The following is a 17,269-nucleotide window of genomic DNA, read 5'->3' as shown; positions in this document are numbered from 1 at the left end:
AGCAAGAGATGCAGCCCACTGTCCTCGTTGTCGGAAGCTCGATCTTTGAGCAGTGGGCCTGTGTCCTGGCTGTCGCGCCGGCTTGCCGCGTCGTCAACCGCGCGATCGGGGGGACTGTCACGACGTTCTGGGCCGAGCACCTCGCCGCCGTGCTCACCGAGGAGCCGCCGGACGTCGTGCTCTTCTACTGTGGGAGCAACGACCTCAACGCGGAGGTCCCCGATCACGAGATTATCGCCAACGTGTGGGCCTGCCGCGCGACCCTCCAAGCGCAGGTGCCACACGCGCGGCTAGCCTACTTTGGGATCATCAAAGCCCCCCAGAAGCTCGGCAAGTGGGAGCAGATCGACTCGCTCAACGCCGCGATTGGCGCACAGCTAGCCCCCGGCGATCTCTATGTCGAGAGCAACGCGGTCTTCTTCCCCGAGGGCGCGCCCCTCGCACAGTTTTTTATTGAGGATGGCCTACACCTCACCGACGACGCCTACCTCGCCCTCACCGACTACGCCCGGCCTTTGCTGGCGGAATGGATTTTCTAGATGCCTCTCCAAAACACCCCCCACTGGCCGCAGTTTCGTGGCCCCAACGCCGCAGGAGTCGGGGCGAGCCGTGCGCTTCCCACCCGCTGGTCGGCGACCGAGAATATCGCCTGGCGCACCGCGCTCCCCGGCAAGAGCTGGTCGTCGCCGATTGTCTGGGGCGACCGGGTCTATCTCACCGCCGTTGTCCGCCCGAGCGAGGGCGAGAAGCCCCGGAAAGGGCTCTACTTTGGTGGCGAGCGGCTGGAGCTCCCCAAGGACGAGCACTCCTTCAATGTCAGCTGCCTGAGCCTGACGACCGGCAAGCTCCTCTGGGAAAAGACCGTCTTTCATGGCCCGCCCTCCACGACCGTCCACCTCAAGAACAGCTACGGTGCCGAGACGCCGGTCACCGATGGCGAGCGGGTCTATGCGCTCTTTGGCGGCCTCGGGCTCTTCACGCTCGATGCCAAGTCGGGCAAGGTGCTCTGGTCGCAAAAGCTAGAGCCGCGCAAGACGCGCAATGGCTGGGGCTACGCGGCCTCGCCGGTCTTGCACCAGGGAAAGCTCTTTCTGCTCAACGACAACGACGAGCACGCGGAGCTGCTGGCCTTGGATGCCAAGACAGGAAAGCCCCTCTGGCAAGTGGAGCGCGACGAGAAGAGTAACTGGGCGACTCCGTTTGTCTGGCAGAGCGGCCCGCGCACCGAGCTGGTGGTCCCTGGCACCCGCGCCGTGCGGAGCTACGATCCCCAAGACGGCAAGCTGCTCTGGTCGCTCAAGGGGATGTCCAGTATCACCATTCCCACCCCGACCACCGGTGATGGCCTGCTCTTTGTGAGCTCCGGCTATGTCGGGGACTCGCTGCGCCCACTCTACGCCATCCGCCCCGGAGCCAGCGGCGATATTACGGGAAGTGCGACGGCAATCGCGTGGTCGAACCCCACCGCCGGGCCGTATAACCCGTCGCCGCTGTACTACGAGGGGCGCGTCTACGTGCTCTATGACCGAGGCTTGTTCAGTGCCTTCGATGCCAAGACCGGCAAGCAGCTCTACGACCGAGCACGCCTCCCGATCGGCTCCGGGTTTACGTCGTCGCCGTGGGCCGCCGGGGGCAAGCTCTACTGCCTGAGCGAGGACGGGGTTTGCTATGTCTTGAAAGCGGGGGATACCTTCGAGCTCCTCCAGACCAACCGCCTCACCGACGACGACATGTGTATGGCTACGCCCGCTCTGGCCGGTGATCGGCTGCTGATCCGCACTGCCAACACGCTCTACTGCGTGAAAAGCAAATAAAATAATGCACCTTACCAAGACAAGCCCGCACGGTGAACGTGGGGCACTGGGGCGTCGTGCCTCCGCCGTTCGCTTCTCTCAAGACTTTACCGTCCTAACGGTGTTTGGAATCGTCCTGAGCCTCCTGGTGCCCACTGCCGCTCTCGCGGGGCCGGGGCCACGCAAGAGCCACACGCTTCCGACCACGAAGACCGTGCCCCAGCTCGACGGTGACCTCTCCGATGCGTGCTGGAAGGGCGCACTCCGGGTCGAGAGCTTTGCGCGCTTTGGCGGCAGCACCCCGGTGAGTGAGCGTACCGAGGCCTGGGCGACCACCGATGGCAAGACACTCTATGTCGCCTTCCACTGCCACGACTCCCACCCCGAGCTCATCCGTGCCAGCGAGACCCAGCGCGGCAGCGGAGCGGTCTACGGCGACGACCATATCACCGTGCTGATCGACAGCCAGCACCAGCACCGTGGGCTCTCGGCGTTCTCCATCAACCCGCTAGGGACGCTCTACCACACGCTCGAAGGGGGGACGGCGGACAACATCACCTGGGCGGGCGACTGGCGCGGGGCGAGCAAGCGGGTCGCGGATGGCTGGACCTGTGAGCTGGCGATTCCCTTTGGCCTGATGCGCCACCCCACCAAGTCCAAGGTCTTTGGGATGCAGCTCATCCGCCAGCTCGCCCGTGAGCCCAACTTTGTCATCTGGCCCGCGGTTCCCTCCGAGGCACAGTCTCTCTCTCTCCTGGCACAGAACGCCCCCGATATCCACCTCGCGCAGCCCATGCCCGATGCGACTCCCAAGCCGGTCTTTCTGCCCTACACCATCGGCACCGCGAAGTCCAACGGCGAGAGCGGGCGGGTCGGGCTGGACATTAAGTACCCCTTCTCGACAACGCTCACCGGGCTGATGGCGATCAACCCGGACTTCCAGACCATCGAGCAGAATGTCGCCAGTGTCAACTTCTCCTACAACGAGCAGTTTGTCGCGGACCGTCGCCCGTTCTTTGCCGAGGGCAGCGAGTTCCTCCCCGATGCAGACCTGTTCTACTCCCAGCGCATCCCCCAGTTCGACACCGGCATGAAGGTGGTCGGACGCGACGGTGCCACGTCGATTGGGCTTGTCGCCTCGGAGGCACGCTCCACCAAGACCGACCGCGATGCCATGGCGTTCTCCCTAAAGCAGGCGATCGGGCTCTACAGCGAGGTCGGGGTCTCGGGGACAGCGGACAATCTCTACGGCCTTGTCGCCAGCCGGGTCGCACGGGCACACGGCACCTACGGCTGGCTGGCCAAGGACCGGCGCAACACGTTCTACGCCCGCCGCACGCAGTCCTGGCTGGGAGCGCAGCCCAAGGGGAGCGATAGTGTTCTCTACCTCAACAGCAGCGCCACCAATGGTAAGCCCTCCTACACCCTCATCCGCTCCCAGCTCTCCGCGGACTTTATCAGCACGCTCGGGCTTATCCAGAACCAGGACCGCCAGGGCTGGTCGGTCAGCACGGGGCTCCACAACCAGTTCGACCGGGGCCGCCTCTTCTCCTACGACCTCAAGCTCGACTACAACCAAGCGGATCGCCTCACCAGCGGCGCGTTCTTCTACGAGAACCTCACCAGCACCGCCAGTGTCCAGACCCGCAAGGGAACGAGCCTCTCCCTCGATGCCAGCCAAGGCCGACGCGAGGACAGCGCCACCACGCGCTACAAGGACTTCTCCACGGGGATCGGGCTGGGCTGGAACCAGCGAACCCTCTTTCAGGGCGGCGGCCTGCGTGTGGGGCAGGGCCGTCAAGGCGGGCTTCCCACCACCGATCTGAACTTCGGACAGGGCTTCCTGGTCAGCAAGCCCCTCTCGGTGAGCACCAGCTACAACCAGCAGAAGCGCGGCACGACAACGACGCGCCAGGCAATCGCCACGGGCACGTTTCGTCTCGACACGCTCCGCACCCTCTCCGCCCGCCTGATCTCCCAGAACGGCAGTGGCAACGCCGCCAATGTGGGAGCGCGCAACGGAACAAATCTTTACCTTGCCTACACCCAGCGCTCACGCTCCAACGGCGCCGATATCTTCGTCATCCTGGGCGATCCCAACGCCAACAACACAAAAACTCAGGCAACCCTCAAGCTCGTCCGGCCCTACTAGGCAGTAGCTTCCGTCGAAGAGCAGATTCTTTTCCTGCCCTAAGCGGAGACAATAACGCAGGTGCAAGACCATGACTACTCCTCAAAATAACAAACTGGACGTCGTTGTCCTCGCGAGTGGTATCAACCAGATCCCCCTCTTTGAGGGCTATGTCCCCGGCTACAAGGCGCTCCTGCCCTACCACGGGAAAGCCTCGATCCAGTACGTGCTGGAGGCGCTCCAGAGTGTCCCCGCGGTGGGGCGCATCTGTGTCGAGGGGCCATGTGCGCTCTTGCAGCAGGAGCTCGCCGCCTCGCTCAACAAGACCGACAGCCCGCTTACCCTCATCGAAGGCGGCACGACCTTCCTGGAGAGCCTTGTCCTGGGGCTGGAGCACTTCGCCACCTCGAAGCGTGTCCTCTTTATCACCGCCGACCTTCCCCTGGTCACCCCCGCCGCGATCCAGGACTTTCTGGAGGCGGGGACGAGCGCGCGCACGGGCGATGCCCAGCTCGCGATCGCGGTGGTGCCGCGCTCTTGCTACACAGGGCCCTACCGCCACTTCACCAAGCCCTTCAACCGCTACCGCGATATCGCCATCTGCCACGGGAACCTCTTTCTGGTAGACCCCCTGCTCCTCAAGCTCCCCCAGCTCCAGGAGAAGATCAACAAGTTCTACGCGGGCCGCAAGAACGCCCTCCTCACCACTCTCGCCCTGGGCTGGCGGCTGGCGCTGGTCTACATGGTCGGGGTGGAGCTTCTCCATCTCCTCACCCTGCGCCAGCTCGCCCGGTTTACGTCGCAGCAGCTCGGGTTCACGGTCGCTCCGGTCTTGGTCCCCCATCCGGGCATCTCGATCGACGTGGACGAGCCCGATGACTACGCCTTTGTGCGGGATCGGATCGAAGAGTCATGGCGCTGACCGTCATGACCCTCAACCTGCTCTACGCCGGAGCGGTCAACCCGGCGGGCTCCTGGGAGGCGCGGCTTCCGCTGGTGCTGGAGGTGATTCGCCAGGGCGCGGGTGTGATCGCGCTCCAGGAGGCCACCCCGCCCCAGCTCCACGACCTACGCCACGCCCTCCCCGAGTTTAGCGTTGTCGAGGGCCCGGAGAGCGGCCACTCACGCCTGCCTCGGGTCTTTCAGCGCGGAAAAGGGCCTCGTCACGGCGAGCACTGCGCGATCCTCTACCGCACCGATGACTTTACCGCGTCGGCGGGCAGTGCCTTCTGGCTCTCCCACACCCCCGACTCGCCCGGAAGCATCCTGCGGGGAACCTGGCTCCCGCGCGTGGTCAACTGGACCCAGCTCCAGGTGAAGGCAACCGGGCGCTCGTTCACCATCTACAACGCCCACCTGGACTTTCTCCCTTGGGCCCCCCTGCGCTCCGCCAAGATCCTGCGCCGCATGCTCGATAGCCACTGGGACGGCTCGCTCCAGATCCTCCTGGGAGACTTCAATGCCGCCCCCCGCTCCGCTGCCTACAAGCACCTCGGGGCGGAGCTCACACAGACTCCTTACCCGCCTCTGGTAGATGCCTGGGAGGTGGCGCAGGAGCGGGTCGGCCCGGAGAAGACCTACCACGGGGGGACGGGGCGGCTACGCTGGATGGGACGGCTGGACCGGGTCTTGTTTCGGCCTCAGCAGCGCCCCGATGCTGTGATACGGGTGACCACACTTACCCACCACCGGGGGAATATCTATCCCTCGGACCACTATCCCCTCCTCGTCGAGTTTGCGGAGGACACCGATGTCAAAGCCTAATCTTACGTCGCTTGCCCAGCGACTCCTGACCGCGGCGGTGGGGGTTCCCCTCCTCGTGGGGGTCTGTCTGTGGGGTGCGCTTCCCTTTGCGGTCTTTACGGTCGTGCTTGCCCTGATCGCACGGTCGGAGCTCCAGCGTGCCTATGCCCAGCTCAGCATCCACCCCAATGCCCTCCTCTCGCTCCTGGGGGCACTGACTCCAGCGGCGGTCTTTCAGCTCAGCCCGACACTGAGCAGGGGGCTTGTGATCGCCCCGCTTCCCCTCCTGCTTCTCCTTGCCTGTGCCCTGGTCATGGCCAGCCTCTGGGAGACCGGGGTCGCCTCGCACAGTAGGCCGGTCCAGCCGGGGAAGAACCTTGCCTACGGGCTCCTGTGTGGGGCCTATGTCGCGCTTTTTGGAGGCGTTACCCTCCTGCGTCTCTGCCCCTGGTACGGCCCCCAAGGAGCTCTCCCCCAGCTCGATGGCGGCGCACGCCTGCTTCTGCTGACACTTGCCTGCACGATGGCCGGGGACAGTGGTGCCTATTTTGTGGGGCGCGCCGCGGGCCACCACAAGCTGGCAGAGGGGCTCTCCCCCAAGAAGACCACGGAGGGCCTTGCCGGCGGCGTCTTGGCGAGCCTGCTGGTCGGTACGGGCGTGGGCACTTTACTCCTAGGCTCCCCGATCCTAGGCCTGATCGTCGGAGCGCTCGCCGGCCTCCTCGGCCCCTTGGGAGACCTCTTCAAGTCCGGGCTCAAGCGCGAGATCGGCATCAAGGACTTCGGGGCACTCCTCCCCGGCCACGGCGGTGTCCTAGACCGCTTCGACAGCCTTCTCTTTACCGCCCCGCCCGTCGTCTTAGTGGTGACGACTTTCTTTTCTCCTAGCCCATAAGCAAAAAAACCACCGGTTCTCGGTGGTTTTCGTGTTTGGCGCTGCTAGAAAAAAGTATAGCCCGTAGGGGGATCGAACCCCTGGTCTCCTCCGTGAAAGGGAGAGGTCTATTTTTTCTCAACAAGTGCCTTCCCGTAGAGAAAACGGCGTGTGTTTTGTACCTTAGTTTTGGAGAAAGGAGGAACCCATTTTTTAGGACTCTTTCCTACGCTGATTCCTTATACCACAAAGCTACAGAACCTACAAAACCTCTCGGGCACTTTCCAAGTTTTTTGCAAAGCGTCGTACACTTTCAAAATTCATGGTATCTTTCTTTAAAAGATGGACCCGGCAGACTATACTCATGATGATGCGGGGCGGGTTGTTCAGACGCCGCAGGGCTACGCGGCTTTTGTACCCGCGCCCTTGCCGCCCGAGCTGGTCTACGATCCCGTGCTGGTCTTGGCGCTCTCACGGGCGGATGCTGCCCTCTCGGAGCTGGCGGGGCTGGGACGCACGCTTCCTAACCCTCACTTGCTGATCCAACCGTATGTCCGGCGGGAGGCAGTGCTGTCGTCGCGCATCGAGGGGACACGTGCTGATGTGGCCGATGTGCTCCTGGATGAGCTAGTAGAGCCTGGGCAGGCGGTCGAGGAAGACCTGCGTGAGGTGCGTAACTACATCACGGCGCTGGAGTACGGTATAGAGCGGCTTTCAGAGCTGCCTCTTTCGCTCCGCTTGGTACGCGAGATCCATGGCAAGCTACTGGAGGGGGTGCGCGGCAATGTAGCAACGCCTGGTGAGTTTCGGCGCTCTCAAAACTGGATCGGGGCTCCGGGGAGCACGCTGGCAACGGCTGCCTATGTGCCACCGCCCCTTGAGCACCTGATGGACTGCCTCTCGGACTGGGAGCGCTTTGCCCATGAGCGCGACACGCTCCCCGAGCTGATTCAGTGCGCTTTGCTCCACGAGCAGTTCGAGGCGATCCACCCGTTTCTGGATGGCAATGGTCGTGTAGGGCGATTGCTCATCACGTTGTTTCTGATCGAGCGGGGGCGCTTGGACCAGCCACTGCTCTATCTCTCGGAGTACATCGAGGCGCACCGCCAGGGCTACTACGACTCGCTCCAGCGGGTACGTACACACGCAGACTGGCGGGGCTGGCTCATGTACTTTCTGGAGGGTGTGGCGGTCACAGCCAAGAAGGGTGTGGTGCAGGCAGGGAAGCTGTTTGCGCTGCGCGAGGAGCTGCGGGAGAAGCTGCGCTCCAAGCCACGGGCAGTGGCGCTGTTGGATGCGCTCTTTGATAATCCCTATGTGACCGCATTGCGTGTTCAGGAGCTGCTGGAGGTCTCCGATCCTACGGCGCGGCAGGTAATCGCGTATCTGGAGCGTGAGGGAGTGCTGATCGAGAAGACGGGGCGCTCCTGGGGGAAGGTCTATGTCGCCATACCGATCCTGGCTGCGCTGGAGGCACGCTCGTGACCGAGGCACAGACACGGCAGCACCAGATAGACCGCTTGCTTGCGGCGAGTGGCTGGCACCTTACACCCCGCAACACGGTGACAGAATTTTTGCTGAAGGGCAGTTTAGACTCAGCGGAAGAGCTGGAGACACGTGGCTTTGCGGACTATGTGCTCTTAGATGACAAGGAGCAGCCGCTGGCGATTGTGGAGGCGAAGCGCTCTAGCCGCGATGCGATTGCGGGGCAACAGCAGGTGCGGGAGTATGCTGAGCTCACCCAGCAGCGCTTTGGTATAGTTCCGTTTCTCTACCTGACCAATGGGCGGGAGATCTGGTTCTGGGACTGGCCACACTCACCGCCCCGACTCGTATCCGGGTTTCACACGCGGGAGGACTTGCAGCGGCTGCGTTTCCTGCGACAGTACCAACAGCCACTTGCTGGTGTTTTCATCTCCACTTCGATTGCGGGCTACCGGCGGCCCTATCAGGTGGAAGCAGTGAAGCGTGTGACCGAGGCGCTGGAGAGTGGGCAGCGCCGGTGTTTGCTGGTGATGGCGACGGGCACGGGCAAGACACGTGTGGCCGCGGCGATTGTGGATGTGCTTCTGCGGGCACGCTGGGCACAGCGGGTTTTGTTTTTGGTGGATCGTCGCTCACTGGGGCGTCAGGCGCTGGGAACCTTTAAGGAATACCTACCCCACGAGCCACGGACACGGATTGAGGGCGGTACCGTTGACCCCGATGCGCGTATCCATGTGACCACCTATCCCAGTATGATGCAGGTCTACCAGAGCCTCTCCACGGGTTACTACGATCTGATTATCGCGGATGAGAGCCACCGCTCGATCTACAACCGCTACCGAGTTCTCTTTGAGCACTTCGATGCCGTACAGCTAGGGCTGACAGCGACCCCAACGGACTTTATAGACCACAACACCTTCGAGCTGTTCAACTGCCCAGATGGCCTGCCGACGTTCCACTACCCCTTCGGCAAAGCAGTCGAGGAGGGCTATCTGGTCAACTACCGGGTGCTTGAGGCGAAGACGAAGTTCCAGATCACGGGGATCAAGGCGGGGGCACTGCCGCCGGAGGTGCTGGAGCAGCTCCAGCAGCAAGGGGTAGATCTCGGCGATATTGATTTCGAGGGCTCGGAGCTGGAGCGGAGGGTTAGTAACACGGGTACCAATGATGCGATGGTACGCGAGTTCATGGACAAGTGTCGCAAGGATGCCACGGGCACTCTGCCCGCCAAGGCAATCTTCTTTGCGATGAGCCACCACCACGCGAAGGGGCTCTGGGAGAGCTTCAATCGGCTCTATCCAAACCTCCAGGCGCGGGGGATGGCCCAGATCATTGACAGCCACATGGAGCGGGCTGAGGTGCTCCTCGATGAGTTCCGGTTCCGGGATATGCCGCGTGTGGCGATCTCGGTGGACATGCTCGATGTGGGGGTGGATATTCCCGCCGTGCAGACTCTGGTGTTTGCCAAGCCGGTGTACAGCCAGGTGAAGTTCTGGCAGATGATCGGGCGAGGAACCCGGCTCTGGACCGATCCCGCCAACGGGCAGGCCAAAGAGGACTTCCTGATAATTGATCACTGGGATAACTTCGCCTTCTTCAAGATGCAGCCCACGGGGGAGCGTGAGCACGTGAGTGAGCCACTTCCCGTGCGGCTGTTTCGCACGCGACTGACAAAGCTCACTTTACTCTCACCGGGCGCGGAGCGGGATGAGACAATTGCACGTCTTGCTCAGATGCTGGCGGCGCTCCCTGCTGATCTGCCTGTGATCCGCGTGCATGCCGATGAGCTGGCGCACTGGAGCTCTGGGGCAGGCTTTGAGAATCCCCTTACCCATGAGGCACTCACAACTCTCCAGAGTACTCTTGCGCCGCTCTTGCGCTACCTCTCCGATGTGCAGCTTGCGGTGATGCTCTTTGAGCTACGGGTGGAGCAGATCGCTGTCGCCTGGCTGACAGGTGAGGTTAAAGAGATCGAGCGCTTACGGGAGTTGGTGCGGCAGGATTTAGCACGGCTTCCCGCGAACTTACGCGAGGTTCAAGCGGTCGAGGCAACTCGGACCTGGGCGCTGAGTGAGGGGTTCTGGCGGGCGCTGGATCTGGGGCGGCTTCGGCAGCTCCGTGAGGTCTTTGCACCTCTGATGGTCTTTCGGCAGATGGTATCGTCCGAGATGATCACGCTAAACTTGCCCGATACGATTGCACAGCGGCGCTGGATTGTCTACGGGCCAGGGGGTGAGGGGGCGTTTGCACCACGCTATCAGGAGCAAGTGGAGGCGTATGTCCGCACTCTGGTGGAGGAGGTGCCCGCGCTGGAGAAGCTCCGCCAGGGGGTGGTACTCACCGACGATGAGCAGGAGAGCCTCTCGGAGGTGTTGAACTCGCCGGACTTATTTATCACGGAGGAGACTCTGCGCACGGTCTACGAGCAGCCGGATGCGGATCTGGTGGCGCTCTTGCGCCATATCCTGGGAATTCATCGGCTACCGGGGCGGGAGCAGCGTATCCGGGCGGCGTTTGATGCGTTCATCGCGGATCATCCGACCTTTACGGCAACCCAGGTACAGTTCATCCGTACGGTGCGCCATGCCGTGCTCCAGGGAGCCCAGCTCTCCGAGGACGACTTGGCTCAGCCGCCGTTCTCACGGGTCGGGCCGGTGGCTCGCCTCTTCTCTGCCAGTGGTGTAGAGGAGATCCTGAGCCTGGCACAGCGCTTGGCCGATGGAAACTAAAAAGAAGAATTATGTTATCACCACAACTACGCAGTCAGGTCAATGACCTTTGGGAGATGTTTTGGTCCAGTGGGATGACCAACCCATTGACGGCAATCGAGCAGATTACCTATCTGATCCTTCTGAAGCGCTTGGAGGGACTCGACGATGAACGAGTCAAGCCGATTGAAAAAGGCGGACAAGGTAAGCCCTCATTGTACGGCTCACGTCGCAATTGTACGTTGCCTCACCATCCCATTCTTGATGGGGAAGTAGTTGATGGGATTTGCCCTGGCCATAATTCATGTCGCTGGTCAGTATTTTCTCAAGACCCAGAGCACGACCTCTTAAGTCAATATGTATTCCCATGGTTGAGACGCCTTGATGAGACATTTGAGGTAATGGGCAATGGAGCTGCCGAGAGCCAACGAAGGGTTGCCGGTTATTTGGAAGATGCCTATTTTGGGCTTCCTCCTGAAAAGGCAAGCACACTAATCAAAGCAGTTGGCATGGTTAATCGACTCTTTGACGCGGTGGGGAAGCGTGGGGCCAACGCGGACTTGATGGGCGATATCTTCGAGCACTTGCTCAGCGAGATCAGCACGTCTGGCAAGAACGGGCAGTTCCGCACGCCACGCCATATCATCCGCTTTCTGGTGGAGTTGCTCGATCCGAAGCCAAGCCAGCGGGTGGTAGACCCTGCCGCAGGTTCGGGTGGCTTTCTGATCAACACGATCCAGCACTTGCTGGTGCAAGCCTCAGACTCGGAAAGCGTGGTCTACGAGTGGGACGGTACGCCGCACCGTTACACGGGGGGAATCGGGACGGAGCAGTCGCTAGCAGGCCGTAACTTTGTGGGCTACGACAATGACCGGACGATGGTACGAATCGGGTGGATGAACCTGATCCTCCACGGCATCGAGAATCCGGAGATTGTCCTGCGTGATGCGCTAGGGCCGAAGCTGATGGATCAGGCGGAGTATTCCCTGGCACTGGCTAATCCGCCGTTCACGGGTAGCATTGATGAAGAAGATCTGCACGAGCGCTTCCTGGTGGCAGGTAAGAAAAACAAAGTTGCATTAACCAATAAGACAGAGCTGCTCTTTGTCTGGTTACTACTTGATCTGCTGGAGACGGGTGGCCGTGCGGCGGTGATCATTCCCGAGGGAGTGCTATTTGGCTCGGCTGGAGCTCACCGCGAGTTGCGCCGTCAGTTGCTCTTTGAGCACGAACTGGAGGCGGTGATCTCACTCCCAGGTGGGGTGTTCCAGCCCTATACGGGGGTAAAAACGTCAGTTTTGATCTTTCAGAAGGTGGGGCAGAAGCACAAGCGTGAGGAGATGCCACGCACAAAGCGTGTCTGGTTCTACGAGGTGGAGTCGGATGGCTACTCGCTGGATGCAAAGCGCAACGGGCAACCGACCGGGGATAACGATTTGTGGGATGCGCTACATAAGTTCCGCAACCGGGAGACGCTGGGCGAGTCGGAGGAGTACTTCCAGCCGGAGGTCTACCAAGCCCGCTGGCGCACGGTGGATACCAACCTGATCGCCTCGTACTCTCATTTGGCTCCTGAAGAAGGGCAGATCCGTGGCATCACAGAGCTTTGGCGCGATCTGCCCGAGGATCTTGCAGAGACAACCAGGTCTGTCTCCGAGGCTGCGATACCCATTCTCGATGAGCTGGTCATTCTACATTATGGTTTGGTCCTGGCTGCTAATGCGAACAAACGGGGACGCAAATCAAGTGAGAAGGCAATGCTTCAAACGGCACTAAAGGATCTGCGTGCTGGTTTGACTGGGACGAATAGCAAGATCAAGAATAATCTGGAGCGTGGCGATGGAAGTGAGGAACATGCCTGGAAAGCACTTAGAGCAGCCCTTGATCTATTGGACCAGCGTGTACTTCCTGCCGACTCTGTGGACGAGGATTTATACACGTTACCAGCGTTTATCACTGAGGGACTTCCTAAGTACAACCACCCCCAACCGACGAACCTTTTTGAGGGGCCGCAATCAGGTCACAGTGTCGGATTCACGGCAGAGCACCACGTCTTTTTCAACCAGCTTGAAGTGATCAAGCTCTTCATGAAGCTGGATGGTTACAACGTCCAACTCCTACGCTCACGTGCCGTCGCACCATCGCTGAAGCCGGAGAAGAAGAAGGTGCGCTCCTGGTGGGTGGATGTCCGCGTGTTGGCGCGGCACGATGAGTGGACCAACAAGGAGGAGACGATCAAGGGGAGCCATGATGCTAATGGCAACCTACGCCCCGAGTTTCTGGCCGATGATCGCATCTACAACCCTGATGGCACGGTAAAGTCGGTGTATCTTGAGCGGGGTTGCATTGAGGCAGACGATCTGAATCTCTCGGCGGGGCGCTACCGTCCACTGAACCTAGACACCGAGGAGTACGCGCCGCCTGCGGAGATTATCAAGGGGCTTCAGGCGATGGAAGGACAGATTCAGGAGAAGCTAAAACGCCTGCTGGAGATGGTGGAGGGAGTTTCGTGAAACGGCCAAAGCTTCCTGATTCCTGGCTCATGCCCCCTTTGGGCCATCTCTGCTCATCAGTGGATTCAATAAATCCTGCCAGTAAGGGAGAGGGAACTTTTCGCTATATCGATATTTCGTCGTTAGACTCTGTATCGAAGCGCATCACAGCGGCTCAAGAAGTTCAGAACTTGGAAGCACCAAGCAGAGCTCGGCAGGTTGTTCGCGCGGGCGATGTACTGGTTTCCACTGTTCGTCCTCGTCTCAATGCCGTTACACTGGTGCCCGAAGATTTAGATGGTGAGATTTGCTCTACGGGATTTTGCGTTCTCAGACCTGACACTTCGCTCATTGATCCCACATTTTTGTTTTCTTTTGTGCGAACGGCACAGTTCATAGAGAACCTCGCAAAGCTTGAGCGTGGGCAAACGTATCCGGCAGTGAGCGACGCCGATGTACGGAGCGTAAAAATTCCTCTTCCCCCTCTCGCCGAGCAGCGCCGCATCGTTGAAATCCTCTCCCTCGCCGAAGAAATCCGCGACGACCGACGGCTCATGCTAGAAGGGGGTTGGGTGGAGCGCGAGGGGAAGAAGGAACGAGTCTGGGGAGCGCGGGACCTGATGCCTGCGCTGTTTCATGAAATGTTTGGAGATCCAACCGAAAACCCAAAAGGTTGGCAGAAGGTTCGCGTGGGTGATGCTGGCTTAGTGCAACTAGGGCGGCAACGAACACCTCAATACCAAACAGGACAACATTTTAAGCCATATCTCCGTGTTGCAAATGTTTTTGAGGATCGCATTGATATATCTGATGTACTTCAAATGGATTTTGATGATCGAGACTTTAAAATCTATCGTTTAGAGTATGGTGATATTCTTCTAAATGAGGGACAGAGTTCTGAACTTGTAGGGCGTCCTGCCATGTGGAGAGGTGAGATTCCAGATTGTTGTTTTCAGAATACTCTGATTCGTTTTCGCGGAAAATCAGATGAAGTTACTCCTGTTTTTGCCTTGTCTCTTTTCTTATATTATTATCGACGTGGAGAATTTGCTCGCATTGGCTCGAAAACTTCTAGTATCGCTCATCTTGGCGCATCACGCTTTGCCGCTTTGCCATTTCTGATTCCCCCCAGAAAATTACAAGATTCATTTGTTGATAGTGCGCGTTGGACGCGTGAAATATTCGATTTTATTCAAAATGGTTTATCTGAAGCGGACAAACTAATTCAGTCAGTTGCAATAAACGCATTCCTAGGTAATCTTACTGAGGCTTGGCGTAAGAGTACACCGGAGAAACAGGAAGCGGTTTCGGTTACTCAACAGAAGATTGATTCACAAAACGAATCTGATTTTGAAGGTGAGTCTCGCTGGCTTTTGGCTGATGTGGAAAGCGATTTTTCTTCGCAAGCATCTTGGACCAAGGAGCCGGACGATGAGCCCATGGAGATCGAGGAGTTCTTTCATGTTTACGCGATGAATAGGTGGCGTGAGCATCTACCGCTGAAGGCAAGGCGGCCCGAGGCGCTGGCGGAGATAAAGGGGTCTTTGGAAGAGTTGGTTTTGGCTGGTATAACCGAAAATGCGTCGCGGTATTGGACAGCAGAGCTCCTAGCACAGCGTGAGCCGCTTCAGCGCAGCCAGATTCCTATGATCCAGCGGGCATTGGAAACGCTTTCTGAAGCTGGATTAATTGTTGCAGTTGGAAAAGAACTACCAAGTCAAACTGTTTTTGACAAACAAAGTTATATGATCGTTTATAGAGCAATTCGAAACGATGAACACTTACAATACAATGACATCTTGCCTAAAGGCGATCTTCGAAATAGAAATCTGGCTGGGCTCAAATTGCGGATGGTAGATCTCCGAAGAGCCGATTTGTCTGGTGCGATTTTAAATCGTGCTGATCTCGAAAGTGCGGATTTGCGTGGAGCAAACCTGAAGCAATCCGATTTGCGATGGGCGAATCTTCGAAATGCTGATTTATCTTATGCAACTCTAACAGGTGCAGACCTGGAGAATGCTGATTTACGAGGGGCAAACTTAGATAATGCCGACTTACTTGGAGCAAATCTGTTGAGAGCCATTGGTTACATAAAAACCGAAATAGGTGACCTGTGAGACTACGCTATTTCCATGTCGAAAATCTTCCCCCACTAAGTGATGTAACTCTAACGTTTGGGCATGAGGAGATTTTAGGGCGACCAGGTGCGATTCATTTTGTTGTTGGAGTTAATGGAAGCGGAAAGAGTCGTTTGCTCCAGGCAATTGCCGATGTTTTTCTGTCGTTGGAAAGCCGTACAGTCCCGCCATTCCCAGTTACTTTGGCATGGGATATAGGAGCGACAGATAAAAGTGATAATCGCACACTTATTTTACATTCGCGTTACGGACTTAAATCCCGAGCAGTACTAATGGAGAGTCTCCAAATTCTTTCTCCAGAGATACTAAAAAATAAAATCAGAGATTTTGATAATATTCACTTTGAAGGGCCAACACAATCCGTTCAGGAAGCATTAATCGCACGTGGAGGATTTAGTAATGTTTATATGGGAAGCTTTCCTGGCAGTACAGGTTTTTTACCTCGGGTGATGCTTTCCTACACATCAGGTAATACGCGAGCCTGGGAGAGTCTCTTTGGGTCGCACCGACGCGGGTTAGAGGAAGATTTCGCCCCCTCCAACGATGCAGAGGAGTTCTCCCCCCATGCTATCTCCCTCAACCCACGTCCCAACAATATAACGGAGGCCAGCATCGGCCTACATGTCACCCATAATGCCCTCCGCCTCGCTATGATCGTCATGGCCATCTCGCAAGCTGCTGAGGAGTTCGAGAGTACTCTCAAGACCGACGAACTGCGCCAGAAGTTTCTGAAAGAGCGCGACGAATCTGATGGTGGGCAACGCATCAGTGGATTCCGGGGGATTCTTGACACGATTGGCTACCTATGGCCCGTCACCCTCAAAATCCATGTCGAGGAGCCTGACAGCGCTTTTCCAGGTGGTCGCGAGGACGAATCTGAACGACGAAAAGGACCTTGGGAAAAACTTATCGGCATCGCAACCAGCCGCCTCAGTGAACCCGGTATGCCTGATGATAGCAGCTTCGCCAATCCTCGCTCACTCTTCTTTGATCTTAGGGCGATGTACCGAGGTGAAGAAACAGACGGCGAGAATAATACCGCACGAGCCATCTTAAATGCACTAGGCGGAACGGCGTTCTTAGCCTTCAAAACCATTCACGAATGGCACCTACGTGGCCTGATTAACCTACACGATATGCAGCTAGTCTTACGAAAACATGGCGTGGAGAACCTACTGCTGCTCGACTCTCTCAGTGATGGTGAGCGTGTCTTCGTGGGCCGGATGGCACTCTTCTACCTCCTACGCGACGAGAAAGACGCTCTCGTGCTCCTCGATGAGCCCGAGACCCACTTCAACGACTTCTGGAAGCGCCAGATGGTGGACATCGTAGACGACAGCCTCGGTGACGATCCCAACGATGTCGTGCTCACTACCCACTCCAGCATTGCCCTCACCGACGCCTTCACCAGCGAGGTCACCGTGCTGCAAAACGACAACGGGCAAGTCACTGCCAATCAGCCTCGCATTCAGACTTTCGGAGCCTCGCCCACCGAGATCCTCCAGGATGTCTTCAACGCGCCCGACAGCATCGGTCAGCGCGCCTCAGAGTACTTGGATATGGTGCTTGTCCTTGCTGAGAACCCGGAGGATATTGAACTTTGGTGGAATAATGAGAGTAATGATACTCTTGCCAAATTTATAAAATCAGTTGAGAACGCATATCGTGCCAGACGTGTACCTGCCCCCTCGGAAAGTGATCTTCAAAAACGAATTCCTGAAGTTCTTCGTGCACTAGGAGAACTGAGTAGTAAAAACATAGCCATAGCAATCGAACTCCTTTATAACAAACTTGGATCTGGATACTATCGATTTGAATTTCACCAACGACTAATTGCAATAAGAAACAATACTGATTTAGAATAGAAGGATCCCCACAGTTGCTACATGAAATTTATCGCCCTAT

General features: G+C 58.2%; 11 protein-coding genes. All 11 read left to right on the top strand.

Going from position 1 to position 17,269, the window contains the following annotated elements; translation table 11 throughout:
• Nucleotides 1–8: 8 nt before the first annotated feature.
• Nucleotides 9–539, top strand: coding sequence for an SGNH/GDSL hydrolase family protein (locus HNQ39_RS11085; RefSeq protein WP_184195411.1), 531 nt, complete (start codon nucleotides 9–11; stop codon nucleotides 537–539).
• The gene (locus HNQ39_RS11080; protein WP_184195406.1) at nucleotides 540–1,814 is read left to right on the top strand and encodes an outer membrane protein assembly factor BamB family protein; all 1,275 of its coding nucleotides are present in this window, start codon (nucleotides 540–542) and stop codon (nucleotides 1,812–1,814) included.
• 4 nt (nucleotides 1,815–1,818) lie between these two features.
• Nucleotides 1,819–3,945 (top strand): carbohydrate binding family 9 domain-containing protein, encoded by a 2,127-nt coding sequence (locus HNQ39_RS11075; protein ID WP_184195404.1) that lies wholly within the window; start codon nucleotides 1,819–1,821, stop codon nucleotides 3,943–3,945.
• Between the two features lie 70 nt (nucleotides 3,946–4,015).
• A complete protein-coding gene (locus tag HNQ39_RS11070; RefSeq protein ID WP_184195400.1) occupies nucleotides 4,016–4,846 on the top strand; it encodes a nucleotidyltransferase family protein in 831 nt (276 codons plus the stop codon).
• Nucleotides 4,837–5,688 (top strand): endonuclease/exonuclease/phosphatase family protein, encoded by an 852-nt coding sequence (locus HNQ39_RS11065; RefSeq protein WP_184195397.1) that lies wholly within the window; start codon nucleotides 4,837–4,839, stop codon nucleotides 5,686–5,688. Before HNQ39_RS11070 ends, HNQ39_RS11065 begins: the two co-directional genes overlap by 10 nt.
• Nucleotides 5,675–6,562 carry a phosphatidate cytidylyltransferase gene (locus HNQ39_RS11060; RefSeq protein ID WP_184195394.1) on the top strand — a complete coding sequence of 296 codons (888 nt, stop codon included), beginning with the start codon at nucleotides 5,675–5,677 and terminating at the stop codon, nucleotides 6,560–6,562. Before HNQ39_RS11065 ends, HNQ39_RS11060 begins: the two co-directional genes overlap by 14 nt.
• Before the next feature lie 321 nt (nucleotides 6,563–6,883).
• Nucleotides 6,884–8,026 carry a Fic family protein gene (locus HNQ39_RS11055; RefSeq protein ID WP_184195391.1) on the top strand — a complete coding sequence of 381 codons (1,143 nt, stop codon included), beginning with the start codon at nucleotides 6,884–6,886 and terminating at the stop codon, nucleotides 8,024–8,026.
• Nucleotides 8,023–10,755, top strand: a complete 2,733-nt coding sequence (locus tag HNQ39_RS11050) for a DEAD/DEAH box helicase family protein (RefSeq protein WP_184195388.1) — start codon at nucleotides 8,023–8,025, stop codon at nucleotides 10,753–10,755. The genes HNQ39_RS11055 and HNQ39_RS11050 overlap by 4 nt, the downstream gene beginning before the upstream one ends.
• Nucleotides 10,756–10,766: 11 nt before the next feature.
• A complete protein-coding gene (locus HNQ39_RS11045; RefSeq protein ID WP_184195385.1) occupies nucleotides 10,767–13,247 on the top strand; it encodes a class I SAM-dependent DNA methyltransferase in 2,481 nt (826 codons plus the stop codon).
• Nucleotides 13,244–15,343: a pentapeptide repeat-containing protein gene (locus HNQ39_RS11040; RefSeq protein ID WP_184195382.1), complete on the top strand. Its 2,100-nt coding sequence runs from the start codon at nucleotides 13,244–13,246 to the stop codon at nucleotides 15,341–15,343. The genes HNQ39_RS11045 and HNQ39_RS11040 overlap by 4 nt, the downstream gene beginning before the upstream one ends.
• On the top strand, nucleotides 15,340–17,229 hold the full coding sequence (locus HNQ39_RS30560) for an AAA family ATPase (RefSeq protein WP_184195379.1): 1,890 nt from the start codon (nucleotides 15,340–15,342) through the stop codon (nucleotides 17,227–17,229). The genes HNQ39_RS11040 and HNQ39_RS30560 overlap by 4 nt, the downstream gene beginning before the upstream one ends.
• Nucleotides 17,230–17,269: the final 40 nt, after the last annotated feature.

It is taken from the genome of Armatimonas rosea (genome assembly GCF_014202505.1).
Taxonomy (GTDB): Bacteria; Armatimonadota; Armatimonadia; order Armatimonadales; family Armatimonadaceae; genus Armatimonas; species Armatimonas rosea.
The sequence above is the reverse complement of the archived record's forward strand: the minus strand, read 5'-3'. Positions and strand labels throughout refer to the sequence as shown.

Excerpts from the sequence above, each read along its gene's own strand:
- HNQ39_RS11085 (WP_184195411.1), top strand. The coding sequence starts at position 9 with ATGCAGCCCACTGTCCTCGTTGTCGGAAGCTCGATCTTTGAGCAGTGG.
- HNQ39_RS11055 (WP_184195391.1), top strand. The coding sequence starts at position 6,884 with ATGGACCCGGCAGACTATACTCATGATGATGCGGGGCGGGTTGTTCAG.
- HNQ39_RS11080 (WP_184195406.1), top strand. The coding sequence starts at position 540 with ATGCCTCTCCAAAACACCCCCCACTGGCCGCAGTTTCGTGGCCCCAAC.
- HNQ39_RS11070 (WP_184195400.1), top strand. The coding sequence starts at position 4,016 with ATGACTACTCCTCAAAATAACAAACTGGACGTCGTTGTCCTCGCGAGT.
- HNQ39_RS11065 (WP_184195397.1), top strand. The coding sequence starts at position 4,837 with ATGGCGCTGACCGTCATGACCCTCAACCTGCTCTACGCCGGAGCGGTC.
- HNQ39_RS11045 (WP_184195385.1), top strand. The coding sequence starts at position 10,767 with ATGTTATCACCACAACTACGCAGTCAGGTCAATGACCTTTGGGAGATG.
- HNQ39_RS11060 (WP_184195394.1), top strand. The coding sequence starts at position 5,675 with ATGTCAAAGCCTAATCTTACGTCGCTTGCCCAGCGACTCCTGACCGCG.
- HNQ39_RS11075 (WP_184195404.1), top strand. The coding sequence starts at position 1,819 with ATGCACCTTACCAAGACAAGCCCGCACGGTGAACGTGGGGCACTGGGG.